Origin of the sequence: Chitinophaga tropicalis, assembly GCF_009758205.1 — a bacterium.
GTDB classification, from domain to species: domain Bacteria; phylum Bacteroidota; class Bacteroidia; order Chitinophagales; family Chitinophagaceae; genus Chitinophaga; species Chitinophaga tropicalis.
The window spans coordinates 160,501-184,562 of record NZ_WRXN01000007.1 but is presented as its reverse complement, the minus strand read 5'-3'; the positions used below and the strand labels follow the sequence as shown (position 1 = coordinate 184,562).

General features: G+C 44.2%; 15 protein-coding genes. 8 read left to right on the top strand and 7 right to left on the bottom strand.

Features of this window, described 5'->3' with window-relative positions:
- Position 1: 1 nt before the first annotated feature.
- Both GO493_RS17360 and GO493_RS17355 read left to right on the top strand, forming a co-directional pair.
- Positions 2-1,048, top strand: coding sequence for an efflux RND transporter periplasmic adaptor subunit (locus GO493_RS17360; RefSeq protein WP_157307485.1), 1,047 nt, complete (start codon positions 2-4; stop codon positions 1,046-1,048).
- Positions 1,049-1,060: 12 nt separating this feature from the next.
- Positions 1,061-4,114: an efflux RND transporter permease subunit gene (locus GO493_RS17355; RefSeq protein ID WP_157307484.1), complete on the top strand. Its 3,054-nt coding sequence runs from the start codon at positions 1,061-1,063 to the stop codon at positions 4,112-4,114.
- A 114-nt stretch (positions 4,115-4,228) separates the two neighbouring features.
- On the opposite strand, the gene ligD is transcribed toward GO493_RS17355, so the two are convergent.
- From ligD to GO493_RS17335, 4 genes are all read right to left on the bottom strand, one after another.
- On the bottom strand, positions 4,229-6,295 hold the full coding sequence (ligD, locus tag GO493_RS17350) for a DNA ligase D (RefSeq protein ID WP_232538884.1): 2,067 nt from the start codon (positions 6,293-6,295) through the stop codon (positions 4,229-4,231).
- 52 nt (positions 6,296-6,347) lie between these two features.
- Complete coding sequence (locus tag GO493_RS17345) at positions 6,348-7,631, bottom strand: MFS transporter (RefSeq protein WP_157307483.1); 1,284 nt, start codon at positions 7,629-7,631, stop codon at positions 6,348-6,350.
- Between the two features lie 122 nt (positions 7,632-7,753).
- Complete coding sequence (locus GO493_RS17340) at positions 7,754-8,689, bottom strand: helix-turn-helix domain-containing protein (protein WP_157307482.1); 936 nt, start codon at positions 8,687-8,689, stop codon at positions 7,754-7,756.
- 45 nt (positions 8,690-8,734) lie between these two features.
- Positions 8,735-10,390: a serine hydrolase domain-containing protein gene (locus GO493_RS17335; protein WP_157307643.1), complete on the bottom strand. Its 1,656-nt coding sequence runs from the start codon at positions 10,388-10,390 to the stop codon at positions 8,735-8,737.
- A gap of 290 nt (positions 10,391-10,680) precedes the next feature.
- Here GO493_RS17335 and GO493_RS17330 point away from each other — a divergent pair, with 290 nt between their 5' ends.
- The 3 genes from GO493_RS17330 (at position 10,681) to GO493_RS17320 (ending at position 13,118) form a co-directional block, all read left to right on the top strand.
- On the top strand, positions 10,681-11,586 hold the full coding sequence (locus GO493_RS17330; protein ID WP_232538883.1) for a helix-turn-helix domain-containing protein: 906 nt from the start codon (positions 10,681-10,683) through the stop codon (positions 11,584-11,586).
- Positions 11,587-11,688: 102 nt separating this feature from the next.
- On the top strand, positions 11,689-12,645 hold the full coding sequence (locus GO493_RS17325) for an NADP-dependent oxidoreductase (protein WP_157307481.1): 957 nt from the start codon (positions 11,689-11,691) through the stop codon (positions 12,643-12,645).
- Between the two features lie 17 nt (positions 12,646-12,662).
- Complete coding sequence (locus tag GO493_RS17320; RefSeq protein ID WP_157307480.1) at positions 12,663-13,118, top strand: ester cyclase; 456 nt, start codon at positions 12,663-12,665, stop codon at positions 13,116-13,118.
- A gap of 275 nt (positions 13,119-13,393) precedes the next feature.
- On the opposite strand, the gene GO493_RS17315 is transcribed toward GO493_RS17320, so the two are convergent.
- The 3 genes from GO493_RS17315 to GO493_RS17305 all read right to left on the bottom strand — a co-directional run bounded on the left by GO493_RS17315 (position 13,394) and on the right by GO493_RS17305 (position 16,241).
- Positions 13,394-14,974, bottom strand: a complete 1,581-nt coding sequence (locus GO493_RS17315) for a TROVE domain-containing protein (protein ID WP_157307479.1) — start codon at positions 14,972-14,974, stop codon at positions 13,394-13,396.
- Positions 14,975-15,227: 253 nt separating this feature from the next.
- The gene (locus tag GO493_RS17310) at positions 15,228-15,593 is read right to left on the bottom strand and encodes a DUF4406 domain-containing protein (RefSeq protein WP_157307478.1); all 366 of its coding nucleotides are present in this window, start codon (positions 15,591-15,593) and stop codon (positions 15,228-15,230) included.
- A gap of 54 nt (positions 15,594-15,647) precedes the next feature.
- Positions 15,648-16,241 (bottom strand): Crp/Fnr family transcriptional regulator, encoded by a 594-nt coding sequence (locus GO493_RS17305; protein ID WP_157307477.1) that lies wholly within the window; start codon positions 16,239-16,241, stop codon positions 15,648-15,650.
- 260 nt (positions 16,242-16,501) lie between these two features.
- Between GO493_RS17305 and GO493_RS17300 the strand changes: the two genes are divergently transcribed.
- The 3 genes from GO493_RS17300 to GO493_RS17290 all read left to right on the top strand — a co-directional run bounded on the left by GO493_RS17300 (position 16,502) and on the right by GO493_RS17290 (position 24,053).
- A complete protein-coding gene (locus GO493_RS17300) occupies positions 16,502-17,971 on the top strand; it encodes a histidine kinase (protein ID WP_157307476.1) in 1,470 nt (489 codons plus the stop codon).
- Between the two features lie 107 nt (positions 17,972-18,078).
- Positions 18,079-20,688, top strand: a complete 2,610-nt coding sequence (locus GO493_RS17295; protein WP_157307475.1) for a zinc-dependent metalloprotease — start codon at positions 18,079-18,081, stop codon at positions 20,686-20,688.
- 20 nt (positions 20,689-20,708) lie between these two features.
- Positions 20,709-24,053: a SusC/RagA family TonB-linked outer membrane protein gene (locus tag GO493_RS17290; RefSeq protein ID WP_198315745.1), complete on the top strand. Its 3,345-nt coding sequence runs from the start codon at positions 20,709-20,711 to the stop codon at positions 24,051-24,053.
- Positions 24,054-24,062 lie beyond the last annotated feature (9 nt).

The window sequence follows — 24,062 nt, the reverse complement described above, 5'->3', positions numbered from 1 at the left end:
CATGAAAAAAATTCAAGTAACATTCGCTGCATGTATATGTCTTTTGCTCTCCTGCAAAGAACAGCACAAGAATACAAATCCACTCGGTGAGCCAGATATCATTTCTGTTAAGATAGCTCCTGTCTCAGCATTGGAAGTGCCCGGCTCTATACAGGCTACCGGCCTGGTCAGCACCGAAAACGAAGCAAATTATTCATTTAAGATAGGCGGAGTTATTAGCCGGATCTTAGTAGAAGAAGGGCAATTTTTCAGAAAAGGCCAGTTGCTGGCTACATTAAACTCAACAGAAATATCGGCGGGCCTGGCTCAGGCCAACCTCAGCGTAGATAAAGCTCAACGCGATTATAACCGGGCAGCCAGCCTTTATAGAGACAGCGTTTTTACACTGGAACAATTGCAGAACACTAAGACCGCCCTGGACGTGGCCCAAAAGTCTAAAGAGGCCACAGCCTTTAATGAACGTTACTCAAAGATTTATGCCGCATCTGATGGTTTTGTAACTGAAAAAGTGGCGAGTGAAGGAGAAGTTATTGGTAGTGGCATGCCAGTACTACTTACTAACTCCACACAGCAAAATGACAGTTACCTGCTAAAAATGGGTGTAACCGACCGGGAATGGGCAGCTATTCAACCAGGCCAGATGGCTAAAGTTATATTAGATGGTTATCCTGGTCAGACATTTGACGCCATTGTATTCCGGAAATTACAGGCTGCCGACAAGGAAATAGGCTCATTCCAGGTAGAGCTAAAGCTAAAATTAGGTAAAGTAGTACCGGCTGTCGGTATGTTCGGAAAAGCCGAAATAACAACAAGCCAGCAGGAAAACGCACTTGTTATTCCGTACAGTTCATTAGTAGAACCCGATGGCGACAAAGGCTTTGTGTTCACAACAATTGGTACAGACAAAGTAAAGAAGATACCGGTTACTATTTTAAAATTTGATAACGAGAAGGTATATCTCAAAAACAAACTTGATGGAATAGACAAAATAGTTGTTTCCAACAGTGCCTACCTCAACGAACAATCTACCATCAAAATCATTCCGTAAACCAATAAGAACATGAAGATCACAAATTTTTCCGTTAAGAATTATCAGTTCACGCTGATTATATTTCTTCTTGTTGCGGTAGTTGGTTTGCTTACACTTTTTACCATGCCCCGCTCGGAAGATCCTACCACCCATCCTCCGCAGTACCTGATAACCGTCATTTACCCGGGCACCAGTCCTAAGGATATGGAAGAACAAGTGGTAAAACCCATTGAAAACAAAATATACGGACTTGAAAATATAGATAAGGTACTCACTTCAATAGAGGATGGCGTAGCTGCCATCCAGCCAAAATTCAAATATGGTGTCGATGTAGATAATAAGTATCAGGAAATATCTACAGAAATAAACGCCTTAAAGAACAGTGAACTTCCAAAGGATATTTACCTGATTAAAACAGAAAAGATTTCCTCTTCCGATGTAAAGATCTTACAGGTGGCATTGGTCTCAAATACTGCTTCCGGCAAAACGCTTAGAGACAATGCAGATATACTTAAAACGCGGTTGGAAAAAATAACCGATCTCAAAGAGGTAAAATATGCCGGAACTCCGGAACAGGAAATCCGGATCGATATGCAGCTGGATAAGCTGGCCCGTTTAAAAATACCGCTCAACCTGGTAATAGGCAGCCTGCAAAGTGAAGCAGCCGATATTCCCGGAGGAAGCATTAACCTGGACAGTAAGGTCTTTAATGTAAAGACAAGCGGTAAATTTAAGCACGTAGAAGATGTTGCCAACACTGTTATCTACAATGCTAATGGAAAGATCATTTACCTGAAAGATGTTGCCGATGTTAGTTATAAAGATGGCATTGTTAGCCATATTACGCGTTTGAATGGGCATCGTTGCGTACTTGTAACAGCGGCAATGAAAGATAATGTAAACATAAGCAAGGTAAAGGAAGAATACATGCCCGTGCTGGAAGAGTTTGGCAAAGAATTACCGGCAAACATAAAAATGGTCAAAAATTTCGATCAGGCTGATATGGTTTCCCAGCGCCTGGGACATTTAGGCTTCGACTTTGCATTGGCCATCCTTTTAGTAGTTATCACACTGTTGCCTTTGGGATTCCGGGCATCTGTTATTGTAATGATTTCTATACCGCTTTCACTCGCATTGGGCCTGATCGCATTGAACCTGTTAGGATACTCCCTGAATCAGTTAAGTATAGTTGGTCTCGTGGTAGCATTGGGATTGTTGGTTGATGATAGCATCGTTGTCGTAGAAAATATTGAGCGGTGGCTCAGAGAAGGCCATTCAAAAAAAGATGCTATTTTGAAAGGGACCAAACAGATCGGGGTAGCAGTGGTAGGATGCACGGCTACTTTGGTAATAGCGTTTCTGCCACTTGCATTCTTACCCGATGTTGCAGGTGAATTTATCAGAAGCTTGCCTATGGCAGTAATATCAAGCGTACTTGCGTCTATGATAGTAGCGCTGACGCTGGTACCCTTTATCGGAAGCCGGATATTAAAGACACACACTCATGGTGAAGGCAATTTCTTCCTGAAGAATTTGCAGAAGTTTCTAAGCTTCTCTTATCGCCGCATAATGTCAATAGCCTTAAAATGGCCCAAAGTGACTATTGCTATATCAATAGGATTAAGCGTCCTCGCATTTCTATTATTTCCATTAGCTGGCTTTAAACTTTTTCCCACATCAGAAAAACCCATGTTCCTTGTGAATATAAAAATGCCATTACAGGCAGATATTCCTGAAAGCGACCGTGTGACCAAACTGGTGGAACGTGAGCTGAAAAGTCACAAAGAGATTGTCTATTATACAGCTAATATCGGCAAAGGCAATCCCCAGATATATTATAACGTACACCAGCAGGATGTTAAACCGGATTTTGCCCAGATCTTTGTACAAATGGATGAAGAGGCCAGCCCGGGATCAAAAAAGGAATTAATTAAAAAACTGAGGAATAAGTTTAAAGATTTTCCTTACGCGAGGATTGAAGTAAAAGATTTCGAACAGGGAACTCCTATTGAAGCCAATATTGTAGTAAGAGTGTTTGGAGAGAACCAGGATACATTACGCTCCCTTTCGTTTAAAGTGGAAGAGATCCTGCGTAAACATCCCGGTACATTTTATATAAACAATGAATTGAACGCATATAAATCGGATGTAAAAATTAAAATTGACAAAGAAAAAGCACGAACACTGGGTGTGCTCACCAGCGATGTGGATAAAGTGATCCGCATGGCTGTAGCCGGATTGAACGTCGGAGACTATATAGACGACCGGGGCGATTCCCGGAATGTGGTTATCACACTTCCCAGGGAGAAGTTTTCAAACCTTAACGCACTCAGGAACCTGTATGTAAATAACATCCAGGGAACTCCGGTTCAGATTGATCAGATTGCAACAATTTCTTTTGAAACATCTCCTACAGCAATTAATCATTTTAATAAGTCCCGCTTTGCCAAGGTAACTTCATTAACAAAAGAGAATGTGCTTGCAAACGATATATTGAAAGACATTGTTCCTGAACTTAATAAACTAAAATTGCCATCCGGATATTATTATAAGTTATCAGGAGAAGCAGAGTCAGAAGGTGATGCTTTGGGTGGCAACTTCCTTTCAGTCATATTACTCAGCGGATTTCTTTTTATAGGAGTGTTGCTGTTACAGTTCAAAACCTTTAAAGGAATTATTATTGTGCTGTCAATCATACCACTGGGAATCTTAGGAGGAGTGTTGTTTTTACTATTTACCGGCAACCCAATGTCATTGGTGTCTATTATTGGTTTCATTGGCCTGTCAGGTATTCAGGTGAAGAATTCTCTGTTGCTTGTCGATTTTACCAATCAACTCAGGGCAGAAGGATACAGCATAGATGAAGCAATTAATATAGCTGGTGAAACACGTTTCCTGCCCGTTGTGCTTACTTCAGTAACCGCCATATGCGGATTGCTTCCAATTGCGCTGAATCCTAATCCGCTCATAGCACCGTTGGCAATTGTATTAATCGGAGGACTGATAAGCTCAACAATACTCTCCAGGATCGTAACGCCTGTGTTGTATAAATTAATTCCTCCACGTTTAGAACAGGAAGAATAGAAAAACAAAAAGAGGGTCACTCCAAACTGAAGTGCCCTCTTTCCATTTTAAGATCAGAACTGCAGGAAGGCTGACTATTTCCGCCTCCCTTATATATTAATTTAACTCCGCTTTTTAATGAACGTTCCAGCCTTTTAGTATCTTTTGCAGATCAATACCTTTGCCAAGCACAGGTTTAAACAGATCTCCTTCCGCTTTTATTCGTGCAACGGCATTCTTTATAGTGAAGTCTTTCATCTTAAGGCCAGGTTTGATTTCGTCCCAATGTAGCGGCATAGAGACTGTTGCTCCTGGTTTGGGCCTGAGAGAGTAGGGGGCCGCCAATGTAGCCTTTGGGCGGTTCTGCAAATAATCCACATACAACTTACCTTTCCTGTTTTTTGTCATGCGTTCAATGCTGGTGAAGCCGGGAAGCCGTTTATGCACCTCTGTGGCTATCAGCTTCGCGAACAATTGACATTGGTCGTAATTATATTTGGCACCAAGAGGAATATAAACATGAATGCCGGTAGACCCTGAAGTTTTCGCATAACCCGGTACTTTAAGTTCGTCTAATACCTCTTTGACCGTTTGAGCGGTGGTAATTACCTGTCTGAAGGAATTTCCCTCGTCCGGATCAAGATCAATCAGGCACCAGTCGGGGTTATCCGGTTTTTTTATGGTACTGTTCCATGGGTTCATTTCTATGGCTCCCAGGTTTGCCATATATAGCAGCCCTGCCTCGTTTTCGGGAACCATGAAGTTCTTGTCTTCTCCTTCACTTGTACGGTAAGGGAATTGTGCTATCCAGTCCGGCGCCTTGCCGGTAACGTCCTTTTGATAAAAGCTATGTCCTTTTATACCATTTGGAAACCGGTTCATTGATTGGGGGCGCCCTGTCAGATATGGTAAAATGTATGAAGCTACCTGGTAATAGTAGTTCAGCATATCTCTCTTGGTGTAGCCTTCATCCGGCCAAAAGACCTTCGATAGATTGGTAAAGGTCAGTTCATTGCCATTGATCTTTTTAACCTGCGTTTTTTCAGTCGGATTTAATAAAGACTTCCTTTCATTTTTCTTTGATGGCTTTAACAGTTGCTTCGCCTTCGTACCTTCATTTTCATTTAACACCATTTTGGCTTCAAACGCAGTCTCTGCAACCACCTTTTTCGCCGGTTTATCTGAGCGCATACCTTCAAAGCTGGAATGACGCATAACGCCATCCTCCGTGATCTCTGTATAACTTACCTCACATACTAATTGGGGCTTTAACCAGGTAACAGTGGCATGGGGAGGATTGGGCCGGAAGCGGGAAGGTTTATTGACGTCTATTTCTCCGGAAAAAGGACTGGTTTTACTGATCAACGGCCTGAATTGCTGCAACATCTCTTTTTGCATTTTGTCATTAAAGCCCGTGCCTATTTTACCCGTATATTCCAGTTTCCCTTTCCTGTAAACACCTACCAGTAATGCACTGAATAACTTTGGAGAATCCTCATTATTTGTAAAGCCGCCAATCACCACTTCATGACGTTTATTTGTCTTTATCTTCAGCCAGCTTCTGGTCCGGTTACCTGGCACATACACGCTGTCAGCCTGCTTTGCAATGATACCCTCCATGCCCAGCTGAGCCGCAGCAGCTAAAAATTCTGTGGCAGAGGTATCAAATGCTTCACTGTATCGGATAATGTCACTTTTCGGCATAATGGACTTTAGAAGCTCCCTTCTTTCAATCAGGGGAACGTCCATCAAATTCCGTCCATTCAGCCATAACAGGTCAAAAACATAATAGACAAGATCTCCATCTGCCTCGCTACGCCAGTTCTGTAACGAACCGAAGTGGGCAACACCATTTTCCTTAAGCACGCAGATCTCCCCATCTGTTACTGCATTTATGCCCCATTCCTCAATAGCCTGATGAACAGGATAATATTTTTCATTAAAGCTTTTGTTGTTCCTGGAAATTAGTTCCACATGCCCCTTATTACTTAAAGCTATTGCCCGGTAACCATCCCATTTCACTTCATAGAGCCATCCTTCCTGCTCAAAGGGTTGATCAACCAATGTGGCCAGCATTGGCTTCACATTCTTTGGGAAAGCAGATTTAACACCTTTATTTGTTGTTGGGTTCGCTGCTTTGCGGCCGGTTGGCTTCGGTGTGCGGCCAGATAATCGTTTCCCTTTGGATTTAGTCAGTCCCATGCAATTAATAGCATAATACTCATGCCAATTATTACATGGCTGCCATCAGGAACTAGCTGGCCGGAATTTCCCTTACCGTCGCCTTATGTGGGTATTCTTCTGCCCAAACCGTCCCGTTGTCATCTGCATCATCCATTTCACCTTTTTCCTTTTCTGACCCTATCCATTTCGTTCTTATTAAAAACAGGAATACGATAACGGCTATAATACCATACGCCAGACCAAGTGCTGCCTGGCTGGTAATGGAAATGGTCTTTACCATAAAAGAGCTGAGTATAGAAGTTACAACCGCAAATCCACCACCTGTTAAACCACTTGCTTTACCTGCATATTGCGGGAAGCGGATCAGGCAATACGACATCAGGTTATTAAAGATAAAACCGCTTGTGCTGTGCAGCAGGAAAACATATATTAACAGCGTAAATAAATTGTGGTAGTACATTGTCAGCGGTATCATAACAACTACCACAAACAACTGTGCAATATTAGCCAGTATCAGTTTTTTGGAGAATGGTTTATTCACCAGTATTCTCGATACCGACCCGCCTATCATCATTGACAGTCCCGAGAACAAGGAACAATAACCTGTTATTGTTGCGGGGAAATGTAACTGATGCTCGATCAGGAACGGACTGCACATCCCATACAACAATACCATACCATAGGTCAACCCCAGTACCACAATGCCCGAAGTGAAATCCGGCGTCCTGATCATTTTACTATATGTTTGCACCATTGAGCTGACGCTCAGCGGCTGAGCAGCTTTCATCGATTCACCACCAATGGCCGCTTCGATTATAAAGAATGCCAGTCCGAAATACCCCAGGAATATGAAGTTGGAAGACCAGCCCCATGTTGTTTGGAAAAATCCACCCAGGAAAGGCGCTACAATAGGCGCAATAGCCCAGATCACAGAGAACAGGCTTGTATATTTTTTTAATGCTTCTCCTGTATAGAGGTCCATAAAATAGGCGCGCTTACTTATGGCTATCACCGCTACTGTAAATCCCTGCACTATACGCATGGCATAGATCGTTTGCAGATTGGTTGACCACGCAATGATGAAGCTGGACACACTGAATACCAGCATTGCTGCCAGACTGGGAATGTAACGGCCATAGGTGTCTATCAATCCGCCTACGATCAGCTGAGAAATACCATAGCTGACAATGAAGAGCGAAAGCGTCAGCTGAATGGCGGCTGGTGAAGCATGTAATTGCACGGCCATATCGGGTAATGACGGGATAAACACGTCCATGGCAAAACCCGACAATGGAAGAAGTGCCAATGCCATAATGGTGGTCCAACCTCTTCTTGATTCATTAATTCTTCTCATACTTATCTTTTTAATTGGAAGTGTAAAGTTAGGAAGACCTGTTGCCTTGGCAATTGCATGACTCAAAGAGATAGTTATACAAATCAAATATGTTTACAGGGGTCAGGATAGCTTTACGGTACTTATACTATTACTGGTTTCCTTCCTGTGCGGAATTCTACCGGGGTTTGTGTAGTAAACTGCTTGAAGTACTTATTAAAGTGGGACGGGTATTCAAAGCCCAGCGCATAGGCAATCTCCGCTATGTTCCAGTTCGTATTGCGCAGCAATGTTTTCGCCTCTACAATCACGCGTTCATGAATAATATCGCGGGTAGTTTTATTGGTATGCTTTTTCACAACGCTGTTCAAATGGTTCACATGTACATGCAGCAGGTCGGCAAAGCGTGCTGGTGTTAACAATTTCAAAGGGGTTTCAGGAGAATCTACCGGGAACTGCTGATTAAGCAGGGCGAAGAAGTCATTCACCAGTCTGTCGCGCACCACAGAAGCCGGCGCCAGGCGGCTTTGCTGTAAACGGATGCCCTCATGAATAAGCAGCTGCAGTATATTGCGTATCATATCCCATTTAAAAGGATAATCAGAGGCCTGCAGCTCCTGCATTTGCTGGAAAAGCATAATTATCCGCTCTCTTTCTTCACGGGTAACCGGTATTACCGGCATCAGGGAAGGATTGAATAAAGGGCAGGCATATTGTATATCCGGGGGAATAAGTCCTTCTATAAAGGGGGTGTTGAATAAACAATAAAAGCGGTTAAAAGGCACTGTTATTTCTATGGAAGTGGCCACGGTAGGATTGCTGAATATCAGGCAGCTCTGACCCAGCGGTATTTCCTGGTCGTTATACAGCAGCATGCCACTGCCTTCTCCTGTAATGCCACTGAGGCATATCTTGAAATAGTCGCGCCGGTTGAAAGGCGTTTTGCGGGTGGCCGTAACGGCTTCACGAACATTAAAATGAGCCCTGCCGGATTCATGAACCAGATCCGGTGGAATGTCCTGGCCAGTGCGCTTGTAGAATTGCACCAGGGATTCAATGGGAATTAATTTATCTGCCATAGTTCCTACCCTTATATAATTCAAAGATAAGGGTAATAAACTGTTCTACCTCGATTTCATGACCGTCAGCTGACGGCTGGCCTCCTCAATACCTGAGTCCGTATACCGGTTATACAAAGTCTCCCGCCACAGGTAATTCCTGCCTTTTTCTTTCTCACCCTGTGCCAGATAGTATTTGCCCAGGATATTGCACGCACTTTTTACCGCACCCTGTTCTTCATAACCCTTGCTGTCAGCCAGTTTGTGATACCAATCCCTAGCCGCCTGCGAGTTACCGGTGCGCTCATACCAGCCTGCAATCCGCTCGTGAATATGCGGATGGAAATAATTGCTGTCAGCATAAGCTGCAATAGCAGTTTCCATTTGTTCCTTCAACCCCGGATCTGCTATTTGAGACAGCAGATAAATAAGAGAGAGATCTGTTTTCTGAAAGCGTGCCGGGGCATTTACAGCAAGGTAATGTATTAGCTTAGCGGCCTCTGACTTATGCTCATTATAGTTTTGCTCTGTGTAATAGCGCATGAGCGCCTGGCTGAAAACCTCATCATAGAACAAAGTATCTGTACCGGTGACTTGTTTATTTATTAACGCATCATAAGAAAACTGGTCATCACGACGGAAAACAATGTGTTTGAAAAATGCCTGGGCGAAAACAGAATTCAGCACATTCCCATAACCCAAAAAGAAAGCCTCGGAGGCAGGAGTGCTGTTGCAGAGCAGGATGAAGCTCAGTTTTTCCCTGGGCAGGCGTATAAGTAATGCGGCAAATGAATCGCCATAGCCATAGTGCCAGTGAACCGGGCGGCCATCCACCTGCTGTGTTGCCCAGCCAAGGCCATACGGGTAGGTCCGGCCGTCAGAAGCTGCAAAGGGTGATGTAAGTTTCCGATAGCTTTCCGCTGTAAGCAGGATATTATTGTCGAGAGCATGACAGTATTTTGCCAGGTCATCTGCAGTGGTCAGTAGATTCGTTGAAGGATAAAGGATAGTCTGGTCCGGCAAATTCCGGTTAGCATTAAAGGATTGATGTTTGCGGTCGCGGAAATAGGTAGTTACGATCCGGGACAGCGCCGGGTTATTTTTATCAGAAGGATAGCCGGGAAGGGTATCGTTCATCTTCAGCGGCTGAAGAATACGCTTGGTCACTTCACCTGAGAAGGCTTCGTAATGACGTGTATTACCGCTCATTGCTTCAAAAACGCCATAAATGAAGTTGTAACGGCCGCCATTGTAAATGTAGTTCGATCCTGGTTCACCTTCAGAGGTATGGCTCAGCACATGTTTGATCTTTACATTCGGAGATTGCAACCGTTCAGGTGTAAAGCCAACGGGTAGAAAAGGATAGTCCAGGATATAATCATCCATACTGACCCTGCCTTCCTGCTCATATTGCATCAGGGTTACTGCAGCAAAGGTCTTTGTAACAGAAGCTACGGGGAAAATGTGATCGCGCCGCATCGGGATCTTTTTATCAGCATCGGCAAAACCTTCAGTTTGTACAAAACGGACCTGGCCATCTTCAACTACCGCAGCTATAAGCCCCGGAATTTTTAAGAAATTGGCATGCGCAGCAATTGCCTCCCGCAATTGCCGGAATCTTTTATCGTCCTCAGCTGCAAAAGCATTTAATGGCATTTGTGACGCCAGCAGACCGGCTGTGGCCATTCCGGCCTGTTTAATGAAATTCCTGCGTGAAGTCATGTTTGGGCTTTTATTGGAATAAAGACGCAGCTAACCCCGGCTTGTTGCATGAGATGTTTCATTTATACCAGAACTTGTTTGATTCGGACCATTTCCCCGGCTAGCTTCCAACTAATTTAGCCATTTAAATTTTTCGATTATGCAGATATTAAATGGTAAAATTGTACTCATCACCGGCGCATTCCGGGGAATAGGTGCTGCTATGCCACCGATGCCTCAAAATGGCTTTCAGGTCAGATCATAAGCGCTAACAGAGCAATGGCTTAACACTTAAAGATCATTAATTTGATATGATGGAAACAACTGAATCACTGGAAAACTTTTATCGCCAGAAGATGGGCATCCTTCCCAGTGAAATATTTCGTAAAACAGGTCATTTTAATGTATTTACCATGGAAGATTACGCAGGCAAAAAGCCTGCATATCCCATGCCTTACAGCCGTAAAGACTATTATAAGATAGCGCTGATCAGAGGTCCGCACCAGGTGGAATATGCAGACCATACATATGAGGTAACGCACAATATGCTCATGTTTGCCAATCCGCAGATTCCTTATAACTGGACCCCCGCAACAGCTATTCCTACAGGCGCATTTTGTGTGTTTACTGAAGATTATATGAAAGGATTCGGTAACATTAAAGAGTACCCCCTTTATCAGCCGGGCGGTACTCCCATCCTCGATATTACAGACAATGAAGCGGCGTTTGTCATGGAGTTGTTTAACAAAATGTTCCATGAAATTGCCTCAGAATACACTTATAAGTATGATATGCTTCGGAACATGGTATTCGAAATGATCCATACGGCACTTAAACTCCGCCCGGCACTTTCGGTTGTCGCATTACCTGACTCCAATGCAGGACGGAGAATCACATCCTTGTTCCAGGAACTGCTTGAACGTCAGTTTCCTATCGAATCGACCCTCCAGCAGGTACGCCTCAAAACACCGGCGGAGTTTGCAGAGCAACTGCATGTACATATCAACCATCTGAACCGGGTGCTTAAAGAAGTTACAGGTAAGACAACAAGACAATTGATTGCCGAACGGGTAGCATCGGAAGCCAGGGCCTTACTCAAACATACCAACTGGAATATTTCTGAAATTGCCTGGTGCCTCGGCTTTGAAGATACCTCTAACTTTATAAAATTCTTTAAGAAAAATAGCTCCGCCACTCCTCATCAATTCCGAACATAAACAGTATACTCAACTTGTTTGATTAACACCATTTTCAGTTTGAATCAGCCTTTCTGAGCGTTTTCAGGGCTACTAACTTTGGCCTTACAAAACGTAATAACAATGGAAGCTTATCTTTTAGAACAGAATGGCGGTATTGAAAATCTGAAAAAAGCCACGCTGCCTGCACCTGTCATTAAGACAAATGAAGTGTTGATCAAAACCAAAGCTATCGGCATTAACCCTATCGATGTCCAGGTACGGAATTCAAAAGACATACTGGGGATGATCACCCAGGGGAATATCCCCCCGAAAGTAATTTTAGGCTGGGATGTTGCCGGTGTTGTAGAACAAACCGGAGATGATGTGACAGACTTCAAACCGGGAGATGAAGTATATGGGCTTATAAACATGCCTGGTCTGGGAAGCACCTATGCAACTTATGTGGCAGCCGGTGCCAGTCAGCTTATGCATAAACCCGCTGCATTGGATTTTATTGCCGCCGCTGCAACTCCGATGGCTGCAATGACGGCATGGCAGGCGGTAGTAACATTAGGGCAGGTAAAGCAGGATGAAAAAGTATTAATACATGCCGCATCCGGAGGAGTCGGACATTTTGCTGTACAAATTGCAAAGTATCTCGGCGCATATGTTATCGGAACTGCATCCGCAAAAAACAAAAGCTTTGTTACCGGCCTGGGAACAGATGAATTTATCGACTACACAGCAAAACCATTTGAACAACAGCTGCAGAAAGTAGATGTGGTTATTGATACCATCAATTCTGTTGAACATATACTCCGCTCAATCAGCGTTCTTAAAAAAGGAGGCCGTTTAATTTATCTGCAGCCACATTTTCAATCTGCAATAGAAGCCCCCTTACAGGCGGCAGAAGTCAGCGGGGTCGGAGTGTTTGTCAATTCCTCCGGCAAAGTACTTGCTGAAATCGGTGAACTTATCCGTGAACATCATATCCTTCCTGAAGTTACACAGGTGTTTGGCTTTGATGAATTGCCGCAGGCGCAAAGCATTGTAGAAAGCGGCAGGGCAACTGGCAAGATAGTAGTATCAGTAAACTAAATATTAAATAGTATCACATGGCAAACGATCATACAAAAGAAGTTTTCATTAAAGCGCTTACACAGGAAGAAATTAATACCATACATGACTTCTATGATGTCTTCAATAAAAGAGATTACAACAAGGTAGATCATATACTATCGGCAGATTGGCAGGATATCCCACTTGCTCCCGGCCAGCAGGAAGGAGCCCAGGGGTATAAGGAACTGGTACGGATGTTCACCCAGGCCTTCCCCGATGCAGCCGTTAAAGTCCATGAGATCTTTGGCTCCCATGAACGTGCCGGGGTAAGGGCAGAGATGTCTTTTACTCATAGCAGCAAATTCATGGGAATTGAACCTACTCATAAAAAGCTGACAATTGCGCTGCATGAATTTCATTACCTGAAGGATGGTAAGCTAACTGCAACATGGCACCTTGAAGATTGGTTGAGCATGTTGTTACAGACCGGTGCCTGGTCCATAAATGCTTAAAAGAAATATAGATCGTCTTTTATAAGACGATCTATATAAATTGAAATTATAAGGTAAAAGACGAGTAAAGTACGTGGCGCTCTACCATTGAGCTATTCCGCAACTATTGCGGAAACAGGGCTCGAACCTGTAACCTCCCGATCCTCAGTCGAAGTAACTCTACTCTACGACACTTATAAAATTTAAAGAGATAAACCGGGTAATAAGTCGAAAAGGCACTTATTTACCTAAACGAAGAAATCCTTTTCTACGACACCGGTTTAAATATTACTGTTCTATAGTTCTACATGATTGATCTGATCAACCACTGTCGATCCGTTTTCTATATAATGGATCATATCAAATATCTTTTCACTCCATCCACTTACCAGCACAGTATTTTTATTTTCCGTTTTGGTTAAGCTGTTACCATATCCCTTCAGATCTACACTATATACTTTAACGGCCGGGTTAATAACAAGGTATTGTTTCAATAATTTATTGAAATTATCTCCTCTGTTACCACGATGGTCATACCAGTTACAACCTGCTCCTACCTGGCAGTCGGAGAAGATAATAATACGATCTGCTATTGTTTTGGTAGAGATCAGTTTATCCATGTATTCAAAAATACCACGCTCTGTAGACGGTCCGCATTTCTTCGCTTCGGAATTGATCAGTTTGAAATTTTCAAACAGGCTGGACTTCCTGTTTAACATAGGCTGTATTAAATGATCACCGAACAGACCAATAGAAGTATTATCACTTTTATTCCAGTACAATACTGCAAACAGGTTGGCTATATCCGCTGTTTTACGGTTACTCATAGCTGATACTAACGATTTACCAGCTGCATCGCCATACATACTTCCCGAGTTATCAGACAGTATTACAGTTTTCCCTTCGTTTACAGATATATTATCACAGGCAATCAGTAATGCTTTCTCCAATGCTGCAATTGCCAGTGCTATTCTTTCGGAACGGTCTTCAAATGCAATTTCTGATGTTACTTTCTCAATCTCTGTAAACGCAGATAAATATCTGAATGGCAGTTGTTTCGCCTTCTTCACTTTATTTGCATCCGTTAATATTGCTAAAGCCTCAGTAAATGCTTTTGCAGAGCCTTTTGTAAGAATATTGCGCAGGTTACGCAATAAGGCCATATAGCCCAGCTTTCCGCTCATTACCAGCTCTTCCCATTGCATTGCTATGGCATGTTGCTTTTCTGCTTCACTTGCAAATGTCTTTTTACCGAGTTCAGATAACGCTGTTTCCCATGTATATGGCGTTGCCAATTCATCCTTCGCTATTTTATTAAACAATACCTGCTGCGCTTCATCCTTCGCTTCAGGGTGGACCAGGAACAAGGCATCTTTCATTTTCACTTCGGCAGCAGTATTATATTTGGCGAACTGGTATTCGTCAAATTTATTGAATGCTATAGCTAATCCTTTCTGAACCTGCTTAGACAGTTTGTTTAATTTTTTCGCTTCAGTTCTTTTATTCGCAATCTGGTAATAAGCCAGTATCTCCTTTATTTCATCCGCTCTTTGTACAATACCATTAACTGTTTTGCTTACCAGGTTATTTCCCGAAGTGGCCTTCGCCAATTCAACAGCTAATACAACCGGTATAGAACGAAGGTTCATTTCCTTACGTGCGTAAATAGCCAGTTTAGCAACAAACGCTGGTGAGCACTGCGCAATCAGTTGCCTGATACGGTCAAGCCTTTCTTCCTGCTTCTCATAGTAAGAGTCATCTACCACGCAGGTTGCCACAGCAGTGTACAGCTCCATTTCCGGAGTCAGCCTGTATGCGGTAGCACCCATATAGTTCTTTGTCCCCTTCGCTGCGTTTGTTGATAAATTGAACTTCATAACCTGTCGTTTTTGTTATTGACAGTACAAAGATGATAGCACAACTGCGCAGTCTTTTTGCGCAGGAGGAACTTTTTTTGAGATTGTTTTTTATTGTATGATAATCAATAGATTGTGTTTGTATGTTGTTGTCTGGAATATGAGAATGCTATAATTCACATACTTTTTATAAGTAATCTCACGTAAATTAATGCTAAACCTATCTTACATCCGGAAGTTTACAGAATATCCTCCGGAACTGTAAATTCCGGATTTATTCCCCTTCTTCCGCATCCGGCACCTCTTCCACACTGTAATAAACTTTCAGCCCTCTTTCCTTTGCTTTCCTTACATCTTCATCGGCTCCTTTAGATGCTCCTTCCAGCCTGAGAACAGCATCACATTTTTCCAGCATACGGTGTGCCACCGGGTATTGTATTTCCTCCCAGGCTTTATCACCCGGTTTTTGGGAGCCTGCAAGATGAATTAGTGGCAATGCTATCCACTCTCCAATAAAAGGAATATGCCCTTTCCGGAACAGAGGCAAAGCAACTGATTCAAGCTTTTCCAGGTTTTGTTTCATCAATTGAGGATCATCATTGGTCCCGCTTCGGTAAGGGCCGGCAATCAGAATTAACATGGGCTATTTTTTTACAAAGCAAAAAAGAAACCGGCAAACCAGGCTTAAGGTAGATTAAGAAATTTTCCCGCGGGCATTCTTTTTCCTGATAGCACTCAGAAATTCAGGTGTAATACCCAGATAAGATGCAATTTGTTTTTGTGTTACCTGGCTTGCAATTTGCGGATATTTACTTATAAACCGAAAGTAACGCTCTTCTGCGGTGAGTGTAAGATTTTCTATAATGCGCAGCTGCTCCCGCGTATAAGCGTTCTGAAACAGTATTCGGAAAAAACGTTCAAACCTGGGAACTTTATTTAACAGGTTATCAAAATTTTCCCTGCTTAAATTTAAGATGCAGCTATCCTCAATTGTCTCTATATACATCATAGCCGGTTTTTCATTCAGGAAGCAGTACATATCTGTCAGCCACCAGTCAGCTACAGCAAACATAATGGTCGATTCTTTACCTTCTTTATCCAGGCAGTATGATCGTAATGCACCGGAGTGAATATAGCTTAACTGGTTACAAATATGCCCTTCAGTCAACAACCTTGTCTTTTTGGGCACTTCTTTATAAACCAGGAGGGAAGTAAAATAGTTCGCTTCTTCCTTGGAAAGAGAAATATGTTTGGCGATGTTTTTTAGAATTGAATCATGTATCTCCATGGGAGAGAGGTGGATTAAATGTCTGCGGAAGATAATAATTTAAGTGGAATTGGAGGCAGATCAACAGAAACTGCAAATTTCTGATTTACAGGCTTTATTTTTGTCCGGAAGTTAGGTACAATTAAATAAACATGCTCCCGGAGATCTACAGGTCAAGATATTTTATTATCACAGGTATTCTGATATTCATCTGCTTTGCCATTATAGGCATCTTCATATCTGTGCAATCCGGTAAACGTACGCGGCAAATCAGTATTGACATGGCTACAAAGGTTTATCAACTGAAATCTACGGTCATAAAGAACGAATTCCATAGCTTCCTGAAAGGATTGGATGATATCGCACCTGTAGTAAAGCAGTTACCCAACAAAACAGCACTTCAGCAAAACCTGCCTTCTGTTGAAGCCCTGCTGCTCAATCACCCATATATCAATGATGGCTTTTATATCCTGGTTAATGGGCAGGACACACTCCAAAGTGCTGTACGCAAACAGGGTGATCACTATGAACATCTGCCATTGCAGCAATACCAGCTCCAACTGCTGGCTGCATCGGGCAGCAATAGTAACGCTATTGTCAACATCGCAGACTCCCTGCACTGGCTGACTATCTCAAAGTATCAACTGGCAGATTCATCTGTCTTGATAGCAGGGCTGGATATAAACCTCCGGCAACTGCAACACCATCTATGGAGCGTAGATACTACCGGCAGGGCCTATGCCTTTATCACAGACCAGCAGGGCGTGTATATATCACATCCCGAAGAACAGCTGATAGGAGAGAAGATGCTGACTACATCGCTTCCCGTCTCAGGAAGAAAGCGGCTGGGAGATAGTATTACCAGTTATGAAACCGTCACCTCATCTTACCTGCAACTGCCTGTATTACGGTATTACACCCCATTGCAACTGGCGGGCACACAATGGACCCTGGTAGTAGATACACCACTGCTGGCTGTAGATGAAGATGTGAAAGCGATAGAGAAATACATGCTCCTGCTCTTCATATCCACCGGCATTATCATACTTGCCCTCATTGCCTGGGCGCAAACAAAATGGCAGAAAGAATTTGTGCTGCGCCAGCAGGCAGAGCTCACACGGAAGGAGCTGCTGGCAGAAAAACAAACACTGGGACTGATAGCCGAAAAACAGCAGAAACACAATGCGCTGTTACAGCTGAATACTTTGAAAGATAAAGTAGACCCGCATTTCCTGTTCAACTCACTGAACTCTCTGAATGCTTTAATAGAGCAATCGCCGGAGCTGGCTAAGTCCTTTGTAATGAAACTTTCCCATGTATACCGCTATGTGCTGGATGCTTATCCTGACAAATTAACCACTGTAGCTGCCGAACTGCATTTCGCCAATGAATATTTCTTCCTGTTGAAGATCAGGTTCGGCCAGGCGCTGGCGCCACTGGAAATACAGATTTCAGATGAGCACATGCAGCGGCAGGTCCCTTTTGTAAGTCTCCAGACCCTGATCGAAAATGCGGTAAAGCACAATATCGTTTCTAAAGAAATGCCGTTGCAGATCAGTATACAAAGCGAAGACGATCATATCGTAATAACCAATAACCTGCAATTACGTAAAGATGTAAAAGGATCAGGCAACCAGGGATTGTATTACCTGCAAAGCATTTATAGTTACCTGGGAAACCAGCAGTTCCGCTATGGCGTGGAAGGAAGCTATTTTAAATGTTACCTGCCTGTATTGCCTGCCAGCAAATAACCTTCCCGGAAATTTCACTCTGCAAAACTGCACTTTCACTCCTCTGAAGCCGCCAGTTCATCGCTCCAGGCATACCTTTTTCCCGGATAATGACCATTTTGGAGGTTATGATTTGGGGAAAGATTTCGCTTATAACTGCCTTATACTGCTTTTTAATATCAGGTCTGCAGGCTCAGGACACACCACTCAAAGATACCAGGGATAGTACACGGAAAAATACAGAGAAGAGCTATCAGTCATTGCTGAAGAAGGCCAAAACGTCAGAAGGGCTCTTTAAGATACATCAGTCCGAAACAGATTATTACTTTGAGATACCCCTCTCATTGATGGAGAAAGACTTTCTGCTGGTCAACAAAATTTCCGCTGTACCCATAGCCATTAATGAAGCGGGGATTAACAAAGGAATGAATACCAACAATAAGGTTATCCGCTTTAGCCTGAATGGCAAAGGAAGTACGGTATGGGTAAAAACGATTGTACCACAGGCTGAAGCGCCTGCACATGACGCCATTGCCCAATCGGTAAAAGATAATTTCATCGGTTCTGTAATCGAAAACTTCAAAGTAGAAGCTTATAACCCCGACTCTTCCGCTGTAGTGGTCAAAGTGAATAAAGTGTTCGACGGGTCGGAGAAAAGCTTTAATGATGTTTTTACAGATATTGGCCTTGGTACAAGCCCCAAAACCTCCCTCTCAGGCATCGAACATATTAAAAGCTTTCCGCAGAATGTAGTGGTGCGGTCGCTGCTCAGCACTTCTGTAACGGAAGGACAAAACACTATCGCTGTGAGCGTTGAGGTAACAACCAACCTGCTACTGTTACCGGAAAAGCCGATGCAGCCACGTTTTGCCGATAATCGCATAGGTTTCTTTACTACTCCACGTTGGTATTTCTCTGATACTCAGCAGAAAATGGAACATCGTGAACTGATTACCCGCTGGCGGCTCGAGCCCAGGACTGAAGAGCGTTCCCAATACCTGTCGGGTGTATTGGTAGAACCCGCCCGGCCTATCATTTTTTATATAGATCCATCTACTCCTTCACAATGGAGACCATATATTATGGCTGGCATCAACGACTGGCAGAAAGCGTTTGAAGCTGCTGGTTTTAAGAATGCTATACAAGCCAGGCTGGTAACAGACACCGCCGATTTTGACGGGGATGATGTACGTTACTCCGTAGTGACCTATGCAGCTTCCCCAAAATCGAATGCCATGGGCCCTGCCGTTGTAGATCCCCGCTCCGGCGAGATCCTGGAATCCGACGTTATCTGGTGGCATAACGTGATGACCTCTCTTCAGTACTGGATGCGCATACAAACCGGCATCATTGACACCGGAGCCAGGAAGAACGAGTTTAGCGTAGAGCAAATGGGCAATGCCATCCGCTTTGTAGCCGCACACGAGATCGGTCATACTTTAGGGTTGAAACACAATATGGGCGCTTCGGCAGCCTTCCCTGTAGACTCCCTCCGTTCACGCAGCTTTACAGCACGCATGGGAGGTACAGCACCTTCTATTATGGATTATGCCCGGTTTAATTATATAGCTCAGCCGGAAGATCAGGTAACCGCTATTACGCCCAGCATAGGGGTATATGACCGCTATGCCATTGCCTGGGGCTACCGCTGGCTGGGCGATACCACTTCTGCCTGGCAGGCGTTGAAGATACAACAGCAGTGGATTGCTGCACATGCACACGACCCACTCTATCATTACGGTGAACAGCAAAGCGGCCAGAATATCATTGACCCCAGGTCACAATCTGAAGACCTGGGAGATAATGCCATGAAGGCGGGCGAATACGGTCTCCGGAACCTCCGGCGGCTGATACCACAAATAAGCGAATGGACTACCGCTCCCGGAGAAACTTATTACCAGGCGGGTAAATTGTATATGGCGGCCATCTGGCAATGGAATACTTACAATGACCATGTAATAGCCAATATTGGTGGCTACTATCTGGAGCATCCGGTACAGGGCGATGGAAAGAAAGCTTATACACCTGTTCCGAAAAACACGCAGCAGCAGGCGCTGAATTTCCTCATAAAACATTTGTTCACTATACCTGAATGGCTGTTCAATGCCGCCATACTGGGAAACAGTTTTGCAGTAAAAGATACACCGCTGGGCCCATTTGAATATGGCCCTTACGACATGAAACGTGAACAGCAGTATGGCTTGCTTTACAGCCTGCTGAACGACGAAAGGTTGCTACGCATGCTGGAAATGGAATCTATCTATGGCAAACAGGCAGTATTTACAGTCTCAGACTTACTGTCAGCCTGCCGGAAGACCGTATTCACACCCACTATAATGGGACGGTCACTCTCGCTCAACGAAAGACTGACACAGCAAAATTATGTGGATGCCCTGATCGTAAGCGCTGATAAGATGATGGAGAAGATCAGCAAAAAAGCACTGACACCTGCAGCAACGTTAAATATACAGGGACATAATCAACCAGGCAATCTGCCTCAGCTTTGTGACCTTACTCCCCGAGCCTTTGGAGAGAAAGCCGAAGCCACTTCATTGCGGAATATTTATGTAACCGCTATGACAAGAACCTCAGGAGTGGCTGCCGCCAAAAGAGGTGAACTGTACGCCATACTGCAGGTGCTGGAACGAAACAGGGACAAAGGAGATACAGATACGCGGAATCATTATCTGGACCTGATTTTACGTATCAGACAACATTTACAGTTGAATCAACCATAACTATTCATAATCTTGCAAAAATGTGCAGACTTCTATCAAAAATGTGCAGACTATTATTATTCCTGCTTCTACCGCTGGTAAGCATCTCTACCGGCTTTGCTCAGGACCTGACAACCATCACGGGACAGGTGTTGTCAGAAGAGAATGGTAAACCTATACCTGGCGCCTCTGTGTTTATTGATAAACCACCTGTCGGAGAACAGGCAGGAGCTAATGTGATCCAAAACTCGGTAATTGGGGCGGTAACTGATGCTGATGGCCATTTCAGCCTGAAAGTGCCGGCCGGTACCACTTATCTGAAAGTGAGCTGTATCGGGTTTAACACCCTGCTGGTGAACATTGCCAGTAAAAAAGGCGTGACTATCCGCCTGAGTGGCGACAATAACATGCTGGGCGCCGTTATCGTAAACGGTTATACCGGTATATCCCGCCGTAAGAACACTACCTCTGCAGCAAAGGTAGATTATGATAAGATCCGCCAAACAGGCGTGTCAGGGGTTGACCAGATGCTGGAAGGCCAGATAGCAGGTGTGGCTTTGACCAGCCTGAATGGAGGCCCTAATGCCGCCCCTAAGATCAGGATCCGCGGTACCGCATCGCTGACCGGACAAGATCCGCTATGGATACTGGACGGCATTCCCCTGGAAGGCACCAACCTGCCGCTGGATTATGACAAGAACAATATAGACCAGTTACGTAACCTTCCTATTGCCGGACTGAACCCTGACGATATCGCAGACATCACTGTACTGAAAGATGCTGCAGCTACCGCTATTTACGGTGCACGTGCATCCAACGGCGTCATTGTCATTACCACCAAAAAGGGAAAAAAAGGGCCTGTATCCGTAAGCTTCAGCTCCAATACCTTCATTGCCGAACGCCCCGATTTCAGTAAACTGAACTTGATGAATGCAAGTGAGAAAGTAGACTTTGAACTGGCACTGGCGGCAGATCCTAACCTAACCTATCGTGACAACCAGGGCGCCATTGCCAGGATATTGAATAAGGCTGACGAGCTGTCAAACTTCAGGACAGGAGGTTTTAACAGTCTTAGCACCCCCACCCAACAAGCCATTAACGCATTGCGGCAGAATAATACCGACTGGAACAAAGAACTTTACCAGACCGCTGTGAACCAGCAATACGGCCTTAACCTATCTGGTGGCAGCGACCAGGTGAACTATTATTTCTCCGGCGGCTATTATGACGAAAAAGGTACCACCATTGGAACCGGCCTGAAACGTTATAATGTCACACTGAAAACAGATTTTAATATTTCTCCCAGGCTGAGCTTCGGAGCAGCCCTGTTCGGGGCAAGATCAGACCGTAAGAATTATCTCACCGAAGTAGATGCCTATACAAGTCCTTCCCGTTACTCCCGCAACGTGAATCCTTATCTCACTGTAAAGGATGCCAATGGCAACTTTATGTATGACCAGGATATTTTCGGCACCAGCAACCTTTCCGGCGATGTATATATTCCCTTCAACATTATTGAAGAAAGAGAGAACACCAGGTATACACTGAAAAATAACAGCCTGAAAGGATTGTTCACCGCCAGCTATAAGGTACTGCCGGGGCTGAAAGTACGGTCCGAGTTAGGCCTTCAGTTTGATGAAACCGGTATCGAACAATACGCCGGTGTTAACTCCTACTTCCTGCGCAAACTGAAAGAGTCTACCCGGTACTATAACTCCACTACACGCCGGTATGAGTATTTTCTGCCCACAGGTGGTACCATTCAGAACCAAAACACTTCTTTCTTCCAGTACAACTGGAAAAATATTGTTGAATACAATAAGGTATTTAACAGTAAACATGAAGTTGACGCCTTGCTGGGCTCTGAACTGAGAAGAAATAAAAATACCGATATCTATAGCAAAGGCTTTGGTTATGATGAGCGCACAATGACCACCCAGAACATTGTCTTCCCGAATGCAGACATGGCCAACAATGCCAATTTCCGCGCTTATCGCAAAGCCTTTGTAGAAAACGCATTTGCTTCGGCTTACGCCACCCTGTCCTATACCTACGACCGTAGATACACCGTGTACGGAAGTCTCCGTTATGACGGTTCAGACCTGTTTGGAGTAGATCCTAAGTACAAATACCTGCCGATCTACTCCATATCAGGCGCCTGGAACGCTTCTGAAGAAAGGTTCATGAAGAACGTGGACTGGATCTCGAACCTCCGTGTACGCAGCTCTTATGGTCTTCAGGGCAACATCGACAAGAATACCTCGCCCTATATCATCGGTACCTATGGTAATACAACCATATTGCCAGGCAATAGCGAAACAGGCATTATCGTGACAAGTCCACCCAACAATAAACTGAGATGGGAAAAGACAAGCACTTTTAACGCAGGCCTGGACCTGGGACTGCTGAACAATGCTATCCAGGTAACCTTCGATTATTATAACAGGAAAAGCAAAGACCTGATCGGTACCGAAGCGCTGCAACTGGAAAATGGCTTTGAATATACCAGTTCCAACTTCGCCCGTATCTCCAATAAAGGCCTTGAACTGAGCATTTCTACCAGGAATATCAGCACCCGCCGTTTTCAGTGGTGGACCGATTTCAATATCGCCCACAACAAAAGCAGAGTGGAAAGACAAAAGGTACGCGCCAGCGATTTTATGCCCTCCAAAGAAGGCTACCCTGTCAATGCACTCTTTGTATTGCAGACCGCAGGGCTGGATGCTAACGGCATTCCCCAATTCCGTCAGGGAGACAAGACCCTTTCCCTGGAAGAATTCTACCAGCTGTACGATCCTTATGCAGACATTTTCCCACGCGAATTGTTGAGCACACGTCTTACGCCTAAAGCATATCAAAGCTTATTCACTTATGCAGGCGATACCGACCCTAAGTTTACCGGAGGCCTGACCAACCGCTTCCGCCTGAGAGGCTTTGACCTGGCTATATCAGCCCTGTTTAACCTGGACCAGTGGCGTCAGCGCACACCAGCTTACAATCCTGCGGCTTTGGATAGGGGCTTGAATTATACGAGATCACTGAACGGTCTGCCCCCTGCATTCGGTAAAGAAAGTTATAACGGAGACCGGTGGATGGCTTATCTCTGGATGAACGGACAGGACCCTGCAAACTCCTACAGGCAACTGGACATCTTTGCTAAAAAAATAAGCTACGTGCGTATCAATAGTATCCGCCTGGGATATACACTGCCTGCAAACATTGCCGGCAGAATAAGATCCAGTGGACTGAGACTGTCTGTAGAAGCAAGGAATCCTTTTGTGTTTGGCAGCAATTACGATGGGTATTTTGATCCGGAAACATACGGTAATATCTATGCTCAGCCCATTACCAGAAGTATTGCTTTTGGATTGAACGCCACCTTTTAATCAAAAACA